Origin of the sequence: Amycolatopsis sp. NPDC005232 (genome assembly GCF_040607795.1) — a bacterium.
Lineage (GTDB): Bacteria > Actinomycetota > Actinomycetes > Mycobacteriales > Pseudonocardiaceae > Amycolatopsis.
This window is the reverse complement of sequence record NZ_JBEXHL010000009.1, coordinates 136,160-153,707: the sequence shown is the minus strand read 5'-3', so window position 1 is coordinate 153,707 and position 17,548 is coordinate 136,160. Positions and strand designations below refer to the sequence as shown.

Genomic DNA, 17,548 nt, shown 5'->3' with positions numbered 1-17,548 from the left:
GTCACATCGCGCGGTAGTCGCGAAGTTCGATGCGGGGCCCGAAGCGAGGCGCACGGGCCCCGCCGACTTCCAGGTACCGGATCGCGCGCTGGCGTTGCGGGGCGTAGGGCGCGAGGAGTTCGGCCATGGCCTCGTCGTCGATGCGGCGGCCGAGGAGCGTGTGGCCGACCATCGAGGGGATGTTGTAGTCGCCGAAGCTGACGGCGTCCGGGTCGCCCCAGGCGCGCTGGGCGATTTCGGCGGCGGTCCATACGCCGATGCCCGAGACCTTGCGCAGCAGGGCCCGGCCCTCGGAACCCCTTAGCTCCACCGCTTCCTCCAGCCGTGGAGCCACGCGCGCGGCGTTGATCAGCGCCGTCCGGCGTTTGAGGTCCACGCCGATGCGGTGCCAGTTCCAGTCCACAATGGAGCGGATCGCGACCGGCGACGGTGGCACGCGCAGCGAAGCGGGCCCCGGGCCGGGCGCGGGCGTGCCGAACCAGCGGCACAGCTCGGCCCACGACCGGATCGCCTCCTTGCCCGAGACCTTCTGCTCCAGCACCGCCAGCACGAGCGAGTCCCACACGCGCCGGGTCGAGCCGAGGCGCAGGCCGGGGGCGTCGTGGCGCGCGCGGGCGACCACGGGGTGGTGCGCGACGAAGCCGGTGTCGTCGTCCTCGGCGCCCAGCAATGCCGGCACGCCGTCGAGCAGGAATTCCGCGCCGGGGCCCCACGCGTCGGCCTCGACGACGCCGTCGGGCCGGCGCAGCAGAGCCAGCGTGCCCTTGCCGGACGGCGTGTTGGCGGCCAGCCACCAGACACCGCGGTCACCGCGGAAGTTCAGCGAACCGCGCCCACGGCAGAGCGGGCCCAGCACCGCGGCCAGGTCCAGCGGGAAGGGCGGTCGCCACTCGATCATGCGTCGCTCGAGAACCGGATGCCGCCGTCGGGCAGGGTGACGCCGGGCCAGACGCGGGCGCCGTCGAGGAGTTCGCAGCCCGCGCCGACGGACGCGCCGTCGCCCAGGACCACGCCACGCAGCACGGCACCCGCCCCGACGAACGCGCCGCGGCCCAGCACCGAACGCTCCACAGTGGCCCCGGCCTCGACCACGGCTTCGTCGAACAGGACCGAACCGTCGACGGTCGCACCGTCGCCGATCACGGCCTTCTCGCCGACCGTCGTCCCGCCGGTCAGCTGAGCCGACGAAGCCACTGAAGCACCGTCGAGCACCAGCGACTCGCCGGTCGGGCCCGCCAACGCGGACGTCGGCGCGATGCCGCGCACGAGGTCCGCACTGCCGCGCACGAACGCCTCGGGCGTGCCGACGTCGAGCCAGTACGAGGAGTCCACAAAGCCGTGCAGGTGCGCGCCGGCTTCGAGGAGTCCGGGGAACGTCTCGCGCTCCACCGACACGCGCCGGCCCGCCGGGATGGTCTCGACCACCGAGCGGCGGAAGACGTAGCAGCCGGCGTTGATCTGATCCGTCGGCGGGTTGGGTGCCTTCTCGAGGAACGCCTGCACGCGGCCGTGTTCGTCCGTGGGGACGGAGCCGAAGCGGCTCGGGTCGGGCACGCGCTGGAGGTGGAGGGTGACGTCGGCGCCGGTGTCCACATGGGTCTGGAGCTGGTGGCGCAGGTCGGCGCCGGAGAGGATGTCGCCGTTGAAAATGATCGCGTGGTCCGCGCGCAACCTGTCGTACACGTTGCGGATCGCGCCGCCGGTGTCGAGCGGTTCGTCCTCGACCACGTACTCGAGCTCGAGGCCGAGCGCCGCCCCGTCGCCGAAGTACTCCTCGAAGACTTCGGCGCGGTAGGACGTGCCGAGCACGACGTGGCGAATCCCGGCCGCGCGAATTCGCGAGAACAGGTGACTCAAGTAGGGGGTGCCGGCCGTCGGCAACATCGGCTTCGGCGCGGACAGGGTGAGCGGCCGCAGGCGGGTGCCCTTGCCCCCGACCAGCACGACGGCGTCGACCTCGAGCTCGGACGTCACAGAAAACTCCTCTTGTATCACGCACCGCTGAGCGACAAGCCGCGGGAAACGCTGACGGCTGCGCCCCCGAGGCCCTACCCTAGACAGGAAACAGGTGGGCCTTTCCCCAGAGGCCCCGGGTCAGTCGGGAGGCCGAGGGGATGGACCCCCGCGATCGCGCGGACGCTTTGCTCGCACGCGCACGTTCCCGCGGCGCCTTCGTGGTGACGCCGGACAACATGACATCGCCGATGGACGCCTCCAACACGCAGCAGATCCCGAGATCTGTGGTCTCGGAGCTCGACCAGCAGGATCCCGACACGACGACGCAGCTGCCGGCGTCGTTGATCGAGGAGAACGACGAGCACCCGCTGGCGAAGCCGAGCACGACCACACCGCTGGAGGTGCCGGCCGCGCAGGTGACCACGCCGCTGGTGGCGCGCCCGCAGGCCGCGCCCGTGCCGAGTCCCCTGCGGGAGCCCGCCGAGGAAGAGCTGACCGGGCTGGTGCCGACGATCAAGCAGAGCAGCGGCCGGTCGAACCTCTCGCGGCGTCTCGACGGGCTGTGATCACGCGCCCTCGAGCTTGACGCGAACGGCCAGCCCGAGCTTCACCGCCGCCAGCACGGGCTTCCACAGCACGCCCTGGTGCCGGTCGGCGAGGTAGCGGTAGGCGCTGGCGTGGTGCGCGCGCAGCATCTTCTTCGACACGCGCGCCGTGGACACGCCACCGATGTGCATCACGCTCGACGAGGGCGCGTAGACGTTCAGCCAGCCGGCCTTCGCCAGGCGGTCGCCGAGGTCGACGTCTTCGAAGTACATGAAGTAGCGCGTGTCGAAGCCGCCGACCGAGTCGAACGCCTCGCGCCGGAACAGCTGGCACGAACCGCTCAGCCACTCGGACGTGCGCTCCTGCGGCGTGGCGTTCTCCTGGCGGTACTGACGCGTCCACGGGTTGCCCGGCCAGACCTTCGCGAAGACGGCGTGCCCGATCCCCCGCCCGAACGACGGCAGAAGACGCGCGGACGGGTAGACGGTCCCGTCGAGGTCGTGGATCAACGGCCCGAACGCACCCCCACGCGGCCACCGCTTCGCGACCTCGAGGAGCGCGTCCAGCGACCCCCGCTCCCACTCCAGGTCCGGATTGACCACGACGACCCACCCGTAGCTGTCGCCGAGCGCCGCCACGCCCCGGTTGGCGGCCGTGCCGTACCCGACGTTCTCGCCGATGCTGACCAGCCGGACGTTCTCGCGCTCCGCCGCCTTCTCGGGCCCGCCATCCGTGGACGCGTTGTCCGCGACCACCACGCGGACCTCACGGTCGGTCGCCTTTTCCAGCGTGTCGAGGAACTTCTCGAGCATGTCGCCGGGAAAGTAGGTCACGGTCACGACGGCCAGATTGTCGCCGTAGCTGCGCTGCTCAGTCACGGCACCCATTGTCCCCCGTTCACACACGGCTACGGGCATGCATCGACCCCGTCACCGAGGGTGATGACGGGCGGTCTTCGGGGCACGCGACCGTCCGCCAAGCCGCCGGTTTCGGCGAGCACCCGCGCAGCGTTCAACCGCGCCGGTCAGTGCATTCGGCGATGCCGATCCCAAGCCTTCCCATACGCCTCCCGATGACGCTCCGCCGTCGTCGCCCAGGAGAAGTCCTTGGCGCGCTGCTGGGCGGCCGCCGAGAGGAAGGCGCGGTGGGACGGGTCGGCGAGGAGTTCGGTGATCGCGGCGGCCACGTCGCCCGCGCCGACGCCGCAGTAGGCGACGGCGTCGCCGCCGACTTCCGGTAGCGACAAGCGGCGGGTGGTGAGGACGGCGGCGCCGCAGGCCATGGCTTCGAGCACGGGCAGGCCGAAGCCCTCGCCCAGGGACGGGTAGGCGACCAGTTCGGCCCCGCCCAGAAAGCCCGCGAGAGTCCCGAAGGGCAGGTACCCGGCGCGGATCACGCGCAGGCGGTGGGGCACGGCGTCCAGGGCGCGTTCGACCTGCGTGTCCCAGCCCGGCTGGCCGGCGAGCACCAGTGCGGGGGCGTCGCGCTCGCCCGACATCGCCCGGGCGTAGCCGCGGATCAGCGCCGGCACGTTCTTGCGCGGCTCGAGCGCCCCAAGGAAGGCGATGTACGGCGTCCGCCCGATGCCGACGGCCGCGCGAGCCGCGGCGATCTCCTCGGGGGACGGCGGGTGAAAGCGTTCCGTGTCCACGCCGTGGTGAATGATTTCCAGTTCCGCGTGCCGGACGGGGGTCACGCGGCCCAGCTCCAGCGCCGTCGCCTGGCTCGGGACGACGCACAGCGTCGCGCGGCGCAGCGCGGCCACGGTCCACGCGCGGAAGAACCGCGCCTTCACCGAGGAGTGCAGCACGGGGTCGGTGAAGAACGTCGCGTCGTGCAGCGTCACGACCGAAGCCGCGCCGCTCGCGAGGGGCATCGTGTAGTGCGGCGAGTGGACGACATCGGCCGCGAGCCGGCGCACGAGCCGCGGCAACGTCGCCTGTTCCCAGGTCAGACGGGCCGTGCGGGTGGACGTCGCGGGTGACGCGGGCACCACGCGCGCGCCGGGAGCGAGCCGGTCGTACAGCGACAGGTCACGAGGCTGGCACACGACCGTCAGCCGCGCACCGTCCTGGTCCAAGGCCGCGACGAGCGAGTCCACGTACCGGCCGACGCCACCCCGATCCGCGGGCACCGCGGTCGCGTCGATCAACACACGGGGATCACCGGTCACGTGAGCAGAGTACGGCGATCACCCAGCGAGCAAGTAAGGAACCGACGAACTGACAGTGCGTGACCCGGCACAGGCCCGGTTGACAGCTCCGCCGGGGTGCCCCTTCCGACATGACCGGGTGTCCTCACACGCCCGCCGATCAAGGAGATTTGAACCGTTGGGGTGACCTCCTCGTGCTGGTCCCAGGGAGCACCGAGAACAGGAGAACCCGATGTCCAACCCGCTGGTCGCGCAGCCCAAGGATTCGACGACCGCCGTCTCCGGCATATCGATCCTCGAAGACGCCCAGAGCCTCAAGACAGGCATCGAGAGCGGCGACTGGGCGTCGACGGTGATGGGCGTCGCGGGCACCGCGATGGACGCGCTTTCCGTTGTCGCCGACCCGTTCGGCGCGATCCTCGCCAACGGCGTCGGCTGGCTGATCGAGCACGTCGGCCCGCTCAAGGAGGCGCTCGACAAGCTCGCGGGCAACCCCGACCAGATCACGGCGGCCTCGGAAACCTGGAAGAACATCGCCGACGAGCTCACCTCCGTCTCGTCGGACATGATCGACCTGGTCAACTCTGACCTGCAGAGCTGGGCCGGCTCCGCGGCCGACGCGTACCGCAAGCAGGCCGACGAAGTCTCGAAGCTCCTCCAAGGCGCTTCCCAAGCGTCCGAAGGCGCGTCGAGCGGGGTGAAGACCGCCGGCGAGGTCGTCGCCGCGGTGCGCATGCTGGTGCGGGACACGATCGCGCAGGTCGTCGGGCACATGGTTTCCTGGGCGTTGCAGGTGATCTTCACGCTGGGCGTCGGCCTGAGCTGGGTCGTACCGCAGGTGGTCAACCTCGTCGCGAAGACCGCCAAGGACCTCGCCGAACTGGTGAAGAACCTGGTCAAGGCGCTCGGCGACCTCGGCAAGCTGCTGACCAAGGCGGGCCACCTCTTCCAGGACGCCGCGGGCAGCCTGAAGAACCTCAAGCCGGGGAAGATCTCGAAGGGCGCCGAGCCCGGCGGGCTGCCCAAGGGCCCCGGCAAGGACACGCCCAAGCCGGCACCCGGCGGCGACAGCACCACCACGTCCAGCGCCGGCTACCACGGCTCGGACACCCCGCCCGCCAAGGACACCCCGCCCGCAGGCAAGGGCGGCGACGACACGACCACGACCTCCAGCGCGCCGAAGCTCGACGACGGCGGCCCGCCTCCCCCGGCCAAGTCGAGCCCGGGCGGCGACTCGCCCTCGGGCAGCGACGGCGCGACGGGCGGCGACATCCCCGCGCCCAAGCCGAAAGACACCCCGGACACGTCGGGTTCGACCACGCCCTCCTCGAACAAGCCCGGCAACCCGCGCGACCGCTCCGTCGGCACCGACGACCGCGTCTGCAAGTCCGACCCGGTCGACGTCGCCACCGGTGAGGTGGTGATCGAACAGCTGGACCTCGACCTCGGCACCCTGCTGTTCGAGCGGACGCACGTCTCGTCCTACCGGGCCGGCCGCTGGTTCGGCCCGTCCTGGGCGTCGAGCATCGACCAGCGGCTCGAGGTCGACGACGAGCACGTCTGCTACTTCGCGCCGGACGGCAAGATCCTCGTCTACGCACTCGGCGACGGCACGCGCTGGCCGCTCGAAGGCCCGCGCTGGCCGCTGACCCGCACCGAGCGGGGCTACTCGCTGCACGCCGGCGACCGCGACCTGGAGTTCCCCGGCACCGGCCACCGGCTCGCGCTGCGCGCGATCACCTCGAAGCAGCACCGGGTCGAGGTGTTCTACAACGACCTCGGCGCACCCGCGCTGTTGCGGCGCGACGACGGCGTGCGGGTCGCCGTGCGGACCGAGAACAACCGGGTCACCGAGCTGGCAGTGCTCGGCGACGGAACCCTGGCGGACGTGCGGGTCCTGCGCTTCGGCTACGACGAGCGCCGCCGCCTCACCGAGGTGGTCAACTCCTCGGGCCGCCCCCAGCTGTTCGACTACGACCTCGCCGGGCGGGTCACCGGCTGGCAGGACCGCAACGGCGTCCGATACCGCTACGTCTACGACGAGCGCGGCCGCTGCGTCCGCACCGAAGGCGTCGACGGGTTCCTCAACGGGGCCTTCGACTACGGCGATCACCTCACCCGCCACACCGATTCCCTCGGGCACACCACGGAGTTCCGGCTCAACGACGCCCACCAGGTGGTGTCCGAAACCGATCCTCTCGGCGACGTCACGCACTTCGAGTGGGACCGCTACGACCGGCTGCTCGCGCGCACCGACTCCCTCGGCCGCGCCACCCGCTACACCTACGACGGCGACGGCGTGCTCGCCACGATCACGCGCCCCGACGGCTCCGTCGCGCGGCCCGAACACGACGAGTCCGGTCAGGTCGTCGCGATCACCGTCGACGACGGGGAGCGGACCTTCTACCGCCGCTACGACAACGGCGCGCCGGACCCGTTGACCGAGCAGGTCGGCATCGCCTCGGCGATCAGCCTCGACCAAGCCCCGCCCGCGAATCCGGACGCCGTGGAGACGGACCAGTTCGGCCGTCCCCGCGAGGTGCCCGAAGCCGGTGGCGGGCGGGTTCGCCTCGGCTGGACCGTCGAGGGGCTGCGCGCGGCGCGCTCGACCGAACGGCGCGAGCGCGAACTCTGGCGCTACGACGGCGAAGGCAACGAGATCGAGCACACCGACGAGCTCGGCCGCCGCACGCGGCGGGAGTACGGGCCGTTCGACAAGCTCACCGCCGTGACCGACCCCTCGGGCGCGCGCACCACCTACGGCTACGACACGGAACTGCGGCTCACGTCCGTGACCGACCCGCTCGGCCGCACGTGGCACTACCGCTACGACGCGCTCGGCCGTCTCGTGCACCAGACCGACTTCGGCGGCCGCACCCGCACCTACGTCTACGGCAGCGCCGGGCACCTCATGCTGTCGACCGATCCCGCCGGCGAGCCCACCGAGTACCGCTACGACGCACTCGGCAACCTCGTCGAGGTCCGGGCGCCCGAGCGGACCACGACCTACCACTACGACCCGGTCGGCATGCTCGTCCACGCGGACAACGGGGAGTCGGCCGTCGAGTTCGAGCGCGACGAGTTCGGCCGCGTGGTCCGCGAAACGGTCAACGGCCGCAGCGTCGAGTTCGCCTACAGTCCCGGCACCATCCGGCGCCGCACGCCGGGCGGGCTGGAGAGCACCTGGACGTTCGACGACCTGGACCGCCCGATCCGGCTCGCCACGGGCAGCCACGTCGTCGAGTACCGCTACGACGCCGACGGCCGCGTGACGGCCCGGACCGCGGACGGCGTCTCCAAGCTGTCCCAGAGCTACGGCCCCGGAGGCGCGCTCACCTCGCAGACCGTGACCGCCGGTCCCGCCACCGTGCAGCGCCGGGGGTTCACCTACCAGCCAGGCGGCTCGCTCGCCAGGCTGCGCGACGACGTCACCGGCGCCACGACCCTGGCCCGCGACCCGGCGGGCCGCATCATCGCCGTGACGACGGCGCGCGGGCGCGAGGAGTACCGCTACGACAGCGCCGGCACACCCGTGCCGCCGCCGGGTGCCGCGGTCGCCGAAGACGAGCACGGCCGCCGCGTCCGCCGGCAGGCCGGCCAGACCTTCAGCTGGTCCGGCGACCGGCTCGCCGCGGTCACCACGGGCGACGGCACGGTCTGGCACTACCACTACGACCCGCTGGGCCGCCGGATCGGCAAGACCTCCCGCCACCCGGACGGCACCACGCACACGACCCACTACACGTGGGACGGAACCACGCTGATCGAGGAGTCCCGCCCCGACGGGATCGTCACGTGGGACCACCTGCCCGGCACGCCGGCCCCGGTGGCGCAGTCCGAGCACGGCGCGCGCGGCGAGGTGTTCCACACGTTCGTGACCGATTCGATCGGCACGCCGACCGACCTGCTCGACGACCGCGGCGCGCTGGCCTGGACCAGCCGCCGCACGCTGACCGGCCGCGAGCTCACCGCGGCGGCCACCCCGCTGCGCTTCCCCGGGCAGTACGCCGACGCCGAGACCGGCTTGCACTACAACGTGTTCCGCTACTACGACCCGGCCACGGCGAGGTACCTGAGCCAGGACCCGCTGGGCCTCGAACCAGGCCCCGACCCCTACGCCTACGTCACCGACCCGTTCGCGGAGTTCGACGCGCTCGGACTCATGAACTGCTCGACCAAGGCCAGTTCCGCCAACCCGGCGCCGGCCACGCCGAACGCCGGCCACAACGCCGGCAACACCGGTGGCAGCACGGCGAAGCCGACCCCACCGCCGCTCAAGAACCGCCCGCCCGCGCCGATCGACCCCTTGACCGGAAAGCCGAAGCTGCCCGCGAAGCCATCGGGCTTGCAGTCCAAGCCGACGCCGGCCCCGAAGCCACCGGAATTGCAGGGCAAGCCGACGCCGGCCCCGAAGCCGGCGGGCTTGCAAGGCAATCCGAAGCCGGACGCAGCCAAGCCGGATTCGGATTCCACGACCGCATCAACGGCGAAACCGGACTCCTCCACCCCGGACACCTCCGCGCCGAAGCCCGAACCGGCTCCCAAGCCGGACCCGGCCGGAACTGGCTCCCACCCGGACCCGAAGCCGGAACCGGCCACGACCAAACCGGATACCGACACCAACCCCGCTCCGCACGGAGGCGTGGGCACCAACACCAACCCGGGGTCGAAGCCGCCCGCGGCGAGGACGGACTTCCACCCGGCTCCGGAGGGCACGAAGTTCGGCGTCAAGCGGGTGGAAGGGACCTACACCTTCACCCCCGAACCGCAGAAGATCGGAGGTACCCGGTTCAACGGTGTCGCCGGCCAGCAGGAGCACGTCTTCCAGGGCGTCATCGACGACAAGATCGCCCAGTGGAAGAAGGACGGGCAGATGGATACCCCCACACAGGTCCCGGTCTACTACCCCCCGAACAAACCGGGTCAGCTCACGATCGACGGCGACAAGCACCACACGTTCGCCGCCGCCATGCAGAGCGGCCGGCCGATCGAGCTGGTCCTGCGCAAACAGCCCGGCGGCTTCGGTGCGGCGAGCAACTCCGTCGACTGGACCGGCACCACGACCGTTCCGGGACGTCCCACACCCGGCAAGTGGGTGAAGTGAGCCGCTGACGACGGTGCCCGCCCGCCGACACCCGGTCGGCGGGCGGGCACCGTGAGCAGGACCGGGTCAGCCGTGGTCAGGACCGTTTCCGGTGCGCGGCCCACACGGCCTCCGCGGCGGCGCGCCAGGTGAACTCCCGCGCCCGGGCACGGCCGCGGGTGACCAGCTCGGCGGCCCGCTCGGGCGAGCCCAGCACCTCGCGCAGCCCGGCCGCCAACGCCACCGCATCACCCCGCGGCACGACCACCCCCGCACCACCGGCGACCTCCACCAGCGCCGGCACGTCCGTGTGCACCACCGGCACTCCGGAAGCCATGGCCTCCAAAACCGGCAGCCCGAAGCCCTCCGCCAAACTGGGCACGGCCAGGACGCTCGCGCCGCGCAGGGCCGTGGCCAGTTCCGCGTCCGTGACCTTGCCCAGGACGTGCACGTCCGTCAGGCCGCGCGAAGCCGCGAGCTGCACCGGATCGATGCCGCCCCAGCCGGGCTGCCCGGCGAGCACCAAGGCGACATCGCCCACCGCGGCGACGGCGTCCACCAGCACGTCGATGCCCTTGCGCGGCTCGATCGTGCCGACGGCCAGGACGTACTTCGACGGCAGGTCCAGCGCCGCCTGTCCCTGAGGCACCGTCACGCCGTGGGGCACGACGCGCACCGGCACGGTCACGTCCACCAGCACGGCCAGCTCGTCGGCCGCCGCTCGCGTCGGCACGATCAAGGTCGACGCCCGGCGCGCGGCTCGCGCGATCATCGATCGGTGCCAGCTCACGCCGCGGGCGGTGAGGGTCTCGGGGTGGGTCCACGGCACGGTGTCGTGGACGGTCACGGTGAGCGTGCGGCCCGCGGGCGGGCGCGGGGGCGCGAAGGGCGTCGGCGCGTGGACCGCGTCGCCGCCCGGCCACCAGGGCACGCCGAGCTGCCACAGGCCGACCAGGGCGCGCGGCGGAACCGGGAGCGCGCGCGGCCCCTCGACGCCTTCGACAACGGCAGGCGATACGTCTGCGTGGCGCGCGACCACACTCGACACCGTCCAGCCCGGCGGCGCGGTGCGCGCCAGCGCGGGCAGCAGTTCGGCGGTGTACCGGCCCGTACCACCCGGGACGGGGGCGAGCAGCTGCTCGGCGAGCACTACCAGTTCGGGCACGCCGCTATTCTCACCCAGGTGACCAGCGCGGAAACCGGCAGCACCGTCGTCGTGGTCACCTGGCGTGGCGCGGCTCACGTCGAAGCCTGCCTCGACGCCCTCGCCGCCCAGACGCGTCCACATCGGACGCTCGTGATCGACAACGCCTCCGACGACGGCACGGCCGCCCTCCTGGCGGCCCACCCGTCGAAACCGCAGGTCATCCGCCTCAGTCGCAACACGGGCTACGCGGGCGCGATGGCCGTGGCCCTCGACCGCACGACAACCCCGGCCATCGCCTGGCTCAACGACGACGCCGCGCCCGAACCCACCTGGCTCGCCGAGCTCGAAGACACCCTCGACGAACAGCCGCTCGCCGCCGCCGTCACGAGCCACTTGGAGCTCGCCGACGGCACCACGCAGTCGACCGGCGTCCGCCTCACCGCCGACGGCCACGGCGCCGACCTCACCGAACCCGTCGACGAGGTCTTCGGCTTCTGCGGCGGCGCCGCGCTCCTGCGGGCCGACGCCGTGCGCGCCGTCGGCGGTGTCCCCGCGAGCTTCTTCTGTTACTACGAAGACACCGACACCGCGTGGCGCCTGCGCCTGGCCGGGTGGCACGTCGTCTCGGCCCCGAAGGCCCGCGTCCGCCACCTCCACGGCGCGAGCACAAAACCGGGCTCGCCCCTGTTCCACCGCTGGAACGAACGCAACCGTCTCCTCATGCTCCTGCGCTGCGCCCCGGCCACGATCGCCGTGCGCGAAATCGTCCGCTTCGCCCTGATCACCGCACTGCTCCCCCTCCGCCGCAGCAAGCCCGACGCCGCCAACTTCCACATCGGCCTTCGCGCTCGCGTGCTGGCCGAAGTCGCGATCAGGCTCCCCGCCACCCTCCACGCCCGCAGACGCACAGGCGCGATCACCACCCTCGGCCGAGGGGCGATCTGGGACGCCTGGGCGGGCCTTTAAGCTGGGTCAGGCCCGACACCACGGACAGGAGCTCGTTTTGCCGCTGGGGGAACCGCAACCGCTCGTCTCGGTGATCGTGGTGAACTACCGCGGCGCCGAAGATACGATCACCTGCCTTCGCGCGCTGTCGGCCGAGCTGGACTACGAGCACGTCGAGCTGATCTGCGTCGAGAACGCCTCCGGGGGCGACGACGCCGAGCGCATCCGCGCCGCCGTGCCGGACGTGACGCTGATCGAGTCGCCCGTGAACAGCGGCTTCGCCGGGGGCTGCAACCTCGGTGCGAAGCACGCAGGCGGCACCGTCCTCGCCTTCCTCAACAACGACGCCCGCCCGGCGCCCGCGTGGGTCTCCGCGGCCGTCGCGGAGCTGCGGGCGCAGCCGACCGTCGCGGCGGTGGCCAGCAAGGTCGTCGACTGGGACGGCACCGGCACCGACTTCGTCGACGCGGGCCTGACCTGGTTCGGCATGGGCTACAAGCGTCACGCGGGCAGCCCGCTGGCCGACGTGCCCGAGGCGGAACGCGACGTCGCCAAGGACGTCCTCTTCGGCACCGGCTCGGCGATGTTCGTGCGCGCTTCGGTGTTCGCCGAGCTCGGCGGCTTCGACGAACGATTCTTCATGTTCTACGAGGACGTCGACCTGGGCTGGCGGCTGAACCTGCGCGGCTGGCGCGTGCGCTACGTGCCGGAATCGCTGGCGTATCACCGCCACCACGGCACGATGTCGGCCGTCGACGCGCCCGAGACCGGCCGCGAGACCTTCCTGCTGGAACGCAACGCGCTCGCCGCCCTCTACAAGAACCTCTCCGACGAGTCGCTGGCCAAGGCCCTGCCCGCGGCGCTCGCGCTGGCCGTGCGCCGCGCCACCGCGCGCGGCGGCCTGGACCCCGAGCAGCTCAACCTCGAAAAGGGCGTCGGCCCGGTCGAGACGGGCGACCTCGCGGTGCCCCGGACGACGGTCGCGGGCGTGCTGGCCATCGACCGGTTCGTGGAGATGATGCCGTCGCTCGCCGAGTCGCGCGCCGAGGAGCAGGCCGCGCGCGTCCGCACCGACGCCGACCTGCTTCCCTTGCTGCGCAAGGCTTTAGAGCCCGCGTACCCCCTGCCGGACTACCTGCGCGCCCACGACATCCTCGTGGAAGCCTTCGGCATCGAGGCCGTGTTCGGCCAGCGCCGCAAGATCCTCGTGCTCACGGGCGACTCGATCACCGAGCGCATGGCCGGCCCGGCGATCCGCGCGTGGAACATCGCCTCGACGCTCGCGGCCGAGCACGAAGTGCACCTGATGACCACCAACCCGCTGCTCTCGCCGCCACCCGCCGCGTTCAAGATCAGCTCGGGCAAGTTCCGCGACCTCGACGCGCCCGTCGAGTGGGCCGACGTGATCATCCTGCAAGGCCACGTCCTGGAGCTCGCGCCGACGCTGAAGAAACAGCACGCGAACAAGATCGTGGTCGCCGACGTCTACGACCCCATGCACCTCGAGCTCCTGGAGCAGGGCAAGGGCGTGGCCGACGACCAGCGCGCCCTCGACCTCGCGGGCGTCACGAAGGTCCTCGACGCACAGCTGGAGCGCGCCGACTTCTTCCTCTGCGCGTCGGAGCGGCAGCGCCACTTCTGGCTCGGCCACCTCGCCGCGCTGGGCCGGCTGTCGCCGCGGCTCTACGACGCCGACCCGACCACGCAGTCACTGCTGGCCGTGGTGCCGTTCGGCCTTTCGCCGCAGGAACCCGTGCGCACCGGCCCCGGCCTGCGCGCGTCGCTGGGCCTCGGCGAGTCCGACCGAGTGGTGCTGTGGGCCGGCGGCGTGTACAGCTGGTTCGACCCGCTCACGCTCATCCGTGCGATGGATCTGCTCTGCCAGAACCGGGACGACGCGCGGCTCGTGTTCCTGGGTATGAAGCACCCGAACCCCGAGGTCGCCGAGATGGACATCGGCGCGCGCACCATCCGCCTGGCCGACTCGCTGGGCCTCACCGACAAGCACGTGTTCTTCAACGAGCAGTGGGTCCCCTACGGCGAGCGCCAGAACTGGCTGCTCGACGCCAACTGCGGCGTGACCACGCACTACGAGCACGTCGAGACCACGTTCGCCTTCCGCACGCGCGTGCTCGACTACCTGTGGGCGGGCCTGCCGATCGTCACCACCGACGGCGACGCGTTCGCCGACCTCGTCCGCACCGAGCGGCTCGGAGTCGTCGTGCCGGCCGAGGACGCGGAGGCGCTGGCGGCCGCGCTGGAGAAGTCGCTGTACGACGAGGAGTTCGCGGCCGGCTGCGTCGAGCGGATCGCCGAGGTCGCGCGCCGCTACGCATGGCCGGAGGCGCTGAAGCCGCTGGTGGAGTTCTGCCGCAACCCGCGGCCCGCCGCCGACCGGCTGCCGGGCACCGCGGACCTCACGACCACCGCCCCGGTCCGCGGCACGGCCCTGGTCCGCCGCGACGTCGACCTCGTCCGCGAGTACCTCGCGCAGGGCGGCGCGAGCGAGCTGGCCCGCCGCGTCGGCGGCCGGGTCGTCAAGGTCGCCCGGCAACGGTTGCGCCGTGGCTGACCGACCGCTGCGCGTGCTGCTCGACGGCACCCCGCTGCTCGGCTCCCGCACGGGCATCGGCCGCTACACGGCGGCGTTGAGCGAGGAACTGGCGTCGATGTCCGAAGTGGACCCTCGCGCGGTGGCGTTCACGTTGCGCGGCTGGCGAAAGCTGCGCGGCGTCCTGCCCCACGGCGCACGGGCTCGCGGCATGCCGGTGCCCGCGCGGCTGTTGCGCCGCGCGTGGCTGCGTTCCGAGCTCCCACCGGTCGAGCTGTTCGCCGGGCCCACCGACGTCGTCCACGGCACCAACTTCGTCCTCCCCGGCCGCCTGCGCGCCGCGGGCGTGCTGACCATCCACGACCTGGCGTTCCTCGACGAACCCGGTGAGCTCGCGCCGTCCGACCGGACGCTGCCGGAGCTGGTGCGCCGCGGCGCCCGCCGCGCCGACGTGATCTGCACCCCCACCTCGGCCGTCGCCGACTCGGTGGCCGAGCGCCTGGACGTCTCGCGCGACAAGATCGTCGTCACCCCACTCGGAGTGAACCCGGCGTGGTTCACCGCGCGCCCGCCGGACGACGGCCAGCGCGCGAAGCTCCGCCTGCCCGAGAAGTACCTGCTGTTCGCCGGCGCCGCCGGGCCGCGCAAGGGCCTCGACTGGCTGGCCCGCACACACGCGTCGGCGCCCGATCTGCCGCCGCTGGTCTTCGCCGGGCCGGGCCCGTTCCCGCGGTTGCCGCGCTCCGGACAGACGGGCTATCTGTCCGATGTGGACCTCAGGACCGTCGTCGCCGGGGCGGCCGCGCTGGTGCTGCCGTCACGCGACGAGGGCTTCGGGCTGCCGGTGCTGGAGGCCATGGCGTCCGACGTTCCCGTGGTCTGCACGGACATTCCGGCGCTGCGGGAAGTGGCCGGTCCGTGTGCGACGCTCGTGCCCTACGACGACGTCGACGGGTTGGCGACGGCGTTGCGGCAAGCCGTGCTCGATCCGCACGCGACGGCCACGTCCACGGCCCGCCGCACGCACGCCGCCGGCTTCACCTGGCGCAACTGCGCGACGCTGACCGTCGAGGCCTACCGCCGGGCCGCCGGCCGCTGATCCGCTCGGGGGTGGCGCCCGCCGACGGAACCGGCGCGCGCCGCTCACGAGTCAGCTCCGGAAGTACTCCGCCAGCGCCTCGCGCCACGGCCGCAACGGCGTCAGCCCCGCCTCGCGCCAGGATGCGTTGGACAGCACCGAATACGCGGGCCGCGGCGCCGGCCGCGGGAACTCTTCGGTCGTGCACGGCCGCACCCGCTCGGGATCCGCGCCGATCTCCTCGAAGATCGCCTTCGCGAACCCGCACCACGTCACCTCGCCCTCGCCGGTGCAGTGCAGCACCCGCGACGACGGACCCTCGCCGGCCGCGATCCGCCCGGCCAGCTCCACCAGCCCACCGGCCAGGTCCGCGGACCACGTCGGCGACCCGACCTGATCGTCCACCACGGTCAGCTGGTCCTTCTCGCCTTCCAGCCGCTGGATGGTCTTGACGAAGTTGGCCCCGCTCTTGCCGTAGACCCAGCTCGTCCGCACCACCCAGGCCGATGCGCCGGATCCGAGCACCGCGTCCTCGCCGGCCGCTTTGGTCCGCCCGTACGCGCTCTTCGGGCCCAGCTCGTCCGTGACCTCGTACGGCCGCGAAGCGTCGCCCGGGAACACGTAGTCCGTGGACACGTGCACCAGCGGCACCCGCCGCGACGAGCACACCGCGGCGAGCACCCGCGGTCCGTCGGCGTTCACGCCGAACGCACGAACCTCATCCTGCTCGGCCGCGTCGACCGCCGTGTAGGCCGCCGCGTTCACGACCACGGGGGCCGCACCCGAGGCGGCGCGGGAAACCAGGGCGTCGAGTGCCCTCACGACCTCGCCGGCCGAGCGGAGATCCAGCTCCGCCGAAGACGGCGCGACCACCTCCACCTCGGGACCCGCGAGCGCTGCCAGGTCGCGGCCGAGCTGGCCGGAACCGCCGGGGACGAGCAGAGCGAGCCGCACCGTCTTACCTCCACACAAAAGCTTCGCCGAGCACGAAAAAAGTTCAGGATGTGCCGAGCGCGGCGCGGCCCTTCAGCGGCTCCCACCACGCGCGGTTGTCGGTGTACCAGCGCACCGTACCCGCCAGACCGTCCTCGAAGGACACCCGCGGAGCGTAACCGAGCTCGGAGCTGATCTTGCTGATGTCGACGCTGTAGCGCCGGTCGTGGCCCTTGCGGTCCTCCACGGGCTCCACCCGCTCCCAGCCGACGCCCACCGCGTCGAGCAGCCGCCCGGTGAGCTCGCGGTTGGTGAGCTCCGTGCCACCGCCGATGTTGTAGATCTCGCCGGGCCGCCCACCGTCGGCGACGAGCTGGATGCCGTGGCAGTGGTCGTCGACGTGGAGCCAGTCGCGCACGTTGAGGCCGTCGCCGTAGAGGGGCACTTTCAGCCCGTCGAGGAGGTTCGTGGTGAAGAGCGGGATGACCTTTTCAGGGAACTGGTACGGGCCGTAGTTGTTCGAGCACCGCGTGACGCACACGGGCAGCTCGTGGGTGCGGAAGAACGAGCGCGCGATCAGGTCCGACGACGCCTTCGAGGCCGAGTACGGCGAATTCGGCTCCAGCACGTGGTCTTCCGACCACGAACCGTCCGCGATGGACCCGTAGACCTCGTCGGTGGACACGTGCACGAACTTGCCGACGCTCGCCTCCAGCGCGGCCTGCAGCAGCGTCTGGGTGCCCAGCACGTTGGTGAGCACGAAGTCGGCCGAGCCCAGGATCGAACGGTCCACATGCGACTCCGCCGCGAAGTGCACCACCAGGTCGACGCCGCGCATCAGGTCCGAGACCAGGGGGGCGTCGCAGATGTCGCCGCGGACGAACCGCAGGCGGGGGCTGCCGGCGACCGGGTCGAGGTTCGCCTCGTTGCCGGCGTAGGTGAGCTTGTCCAGCACCACGACCTCGGCGTCACGCAGCGTCGGGTAGGCACCCGAAACCACCTGCCGGACGTAGTGCGATCCGATGAACCCTGCACCGCCCGTGACCAGGACTCGCATCCTTCTCCACCCTTCGTGCCCGCTTCTCGTGCCCGACCGGGCAATCCGACCACCAGACTACGGATGACTCACACGAGACTCGGTAGAGTCTCCTGGAGGC

Annotated in this window: 12 protein-coding genes; 5 read left to right on the top strand and 7 right to left on the bottom strand. The window is 72.0% G+C overall.

Going from position 1 to position 17,548, the window contains the following annotated elements; all coding sequences use genetic code 11:
- Nucleotide 1 precedes the first annotated feature (1 nt).
- Both ABZU76_RS19350 and ABZU76_RS19345 read right to left on the bottom strand, forming a co-directional pair.
- Nucleotides 2-895, bottom strand: coding sequence for a DNA-3-methyladenine glycosylase 2 family protein (locus ABZU76_RS19350; protein WP_354871595.1), 894 nt, complete (start codon nucleotides 893-895; stop codon nucleotides 2-4).
- A complete protein-coding gene (locus ABZU76_RS19345; RefSeq protein ID WP_354871201.1) occupies nucleotides 895-1,974 on the bottom strand; it encodes an NDP-sugar synthase in 1,080 nt (359 codons plus the stop codon). Before ABZU76_RS19345 ends, ABZU76_RS19350 begins: the two co-directional genes overlap by 1 nt.
- Before the next feature lie 140 nt (nucleotides 1,975-2,114).
- Here ABZU76_RS19345 and ABZU76_RS19340 point away from each other — a divergent pair, with 140 nt between their 5' ends.
- Nucleotides 2,115-2,522, top strand: a complete 408-nt coding sequence (locus ABZU76_RS19340; RefSeq protein ID WP_354871199.1) for a hypothetical protein — start codon at nucleotides 2,115-2,117, stop codon at nucleotides 2,520-2,522.
- Here the strand turns inward: ABZU76_RS19340 and ABZU76_RS19335 are convergent, their stop codons facing one another.
- On the bottom strand, nucleotides 2,523-3,380 hold the full coding sequence (locus ABZU76_RS19335) for a glycosyltransferase family 2 protein (protein ID WP_354871196.1): 858 nt from the start codon (nucleotides 3,378-3,380) through the stop codon (nucleotides 2,523-2,525).
- A 146-nt stretch (nucleotides 3,381-3,526) separates the two neighbouring features.
- A complete protein-coding gene (locus ABZU76_RS19330; protein ID WP_220247369.1) occupies nucleotides 3,527-4,657 on the bottom strand; it encodes a glycosyltransferase family 1 protein in 1,131 nt (376 codons plus the stop codon).
- 229 nt (nucleotides 4,658-4,886) lie between these two features.
- Between ABZU76_RS19330 and ABZU76_RS19325 the strand changes: the two genes are divergently transcribed.
- Nucleotides 4,887-9,758, top strand: coding sequence for an RHS repeat-associated core domain-containing protein (locus tag ABZU76_RS19325; RefSeq protein WP_354871194.1), 4,872 nt, complete (start codon nucleotides 4,887-4,889; stop codon nucleotides 9,756-9,758).
- Between the two features lie 76 nt (nucleotides 9,759-9,834).
- Here ABZU76_RS19325 and ABZU76_RS19320 read toward each other — a convergent pair whose 3' ends face one another.
- Nucleotides 9,835-10,902 carry a glycosyltransferase family 1 protein gene (locus tag ABZU76_RS19320; RefSeq protein WP_354871191.1) on the bottom strand — a complete coding sequence of 356 codons (1,068 nt, stop codon included), beginning with the start codon at nucleotides 10,900-10,902 and terminating at the stop codon, nucleotides 9,835-9,837.
- Between the two features lie 18 nt (nucleotides 10,903-10,920).
- Here ABZU76_RS19320 and ABZU76_RS19315 point away from each other — a divergent pair, with 18 nt between their 5' ends.
- Genes ABZU76_RS19315 through ABZU76_RS19305 form a run of 3 tightly spaced genes read left to right on the top strand, consistent with a single transcriptional unit; the run spans nucleotide 10,921 to nucleotide 15,479 of the window.
- On the top strand, nucleotides 10,921-11,850 hold the full coding sequence (locus ABZU76_RS19315; protein ID WP_354871189.1) for a glycosyltransferase family 2 protein: 930 nt from the start codon (nucleotides 10,921-10,923) through the stop codon (nucleotides 11,848-11,850).
- Nucleotides 11,851-11,887: 37 nt separating this feature from the next.
- A complete protein-coding gene (locus ABZU76_RS19310; protein WP_354871186.1) occupies nucleotides 11,888-14,401 on the top strand; it encodes a glycosyltransferase in 2,514 nt (837 codons plus the stop codon).
- Complete coding sequence (locus ABZU76_RS19305) at nucleotides 14,394-15,479, top strand: glycosyltransferase family 1 protein (protein ID WP_354871184.1); 1,086 nt, start codon at nucleotides 14,394-14,396, stop codon at nucleotides 15,477-15,479. The genes ABZU76_RS19310 and ABZU76_RS19305 overlap by 8 nt, the downstream gene beginning before the upstream one ends.
- Nucleotides 15,480-15,530: 51 nt before the next feature.
- On the opposite strand, the gene rfbD is transcribed toward ABZU76_RS19305, so the two are convergent.
- Both rfbD and rfbB read right to left on the bottom strand, forming a co-directional pair.
- Nucleotides 15,531-16,412, bottom strand: coding sequence for a dTDP-4-dehydrorhamnose reductase (gene rfbD / locus ABZU76_RS19300; RefSeq protein ID WP_354871181.1), 882 nt, complete (start codon nucleotides 16,410-16,412; stop codon nucleotides 15,531-15,533).
- Nucleotides 16,413-16,455: 43 nt separating this feature from the next.
- Entirely contained in the window at nucleotides 16,456-17,448 is a 993-nt protein-coding gene (rfbB, locus tag ABZU76_RS19295; protein ID WP_354871179.1) for a dTDP-glucose 4,6-dehydratase, read from the bottom strand.
- Nucleotides 17,449-17,548: the final 100 nt, after the last annotated feature.

Excerpts from the sequence above, each read along its gene's own strand:
- ABZU76_RS19340 (WP_354871199.1), top strand. The coding sequence starts at position 2,115 with ATGGACCCCCGCGATCGCGCGGACGCTTTGCTCGCACGCGCACGTTCC.
- rfbB (WP_354871179.1), bottom strand. The coding sequence starts at position 17,448 with ATGCGAGTCCTGGTCACGGGCGGTGCAGGGTTCATCGGATCGCACTAC.
- ABZU76_RS19325 (WP_354871194.1), top strand. The coding sequence starts at position 4,887 with ATGTCCAACCCGCTGGTCGCGCAGCCCAAGGATTCGACGACCGCCGTC.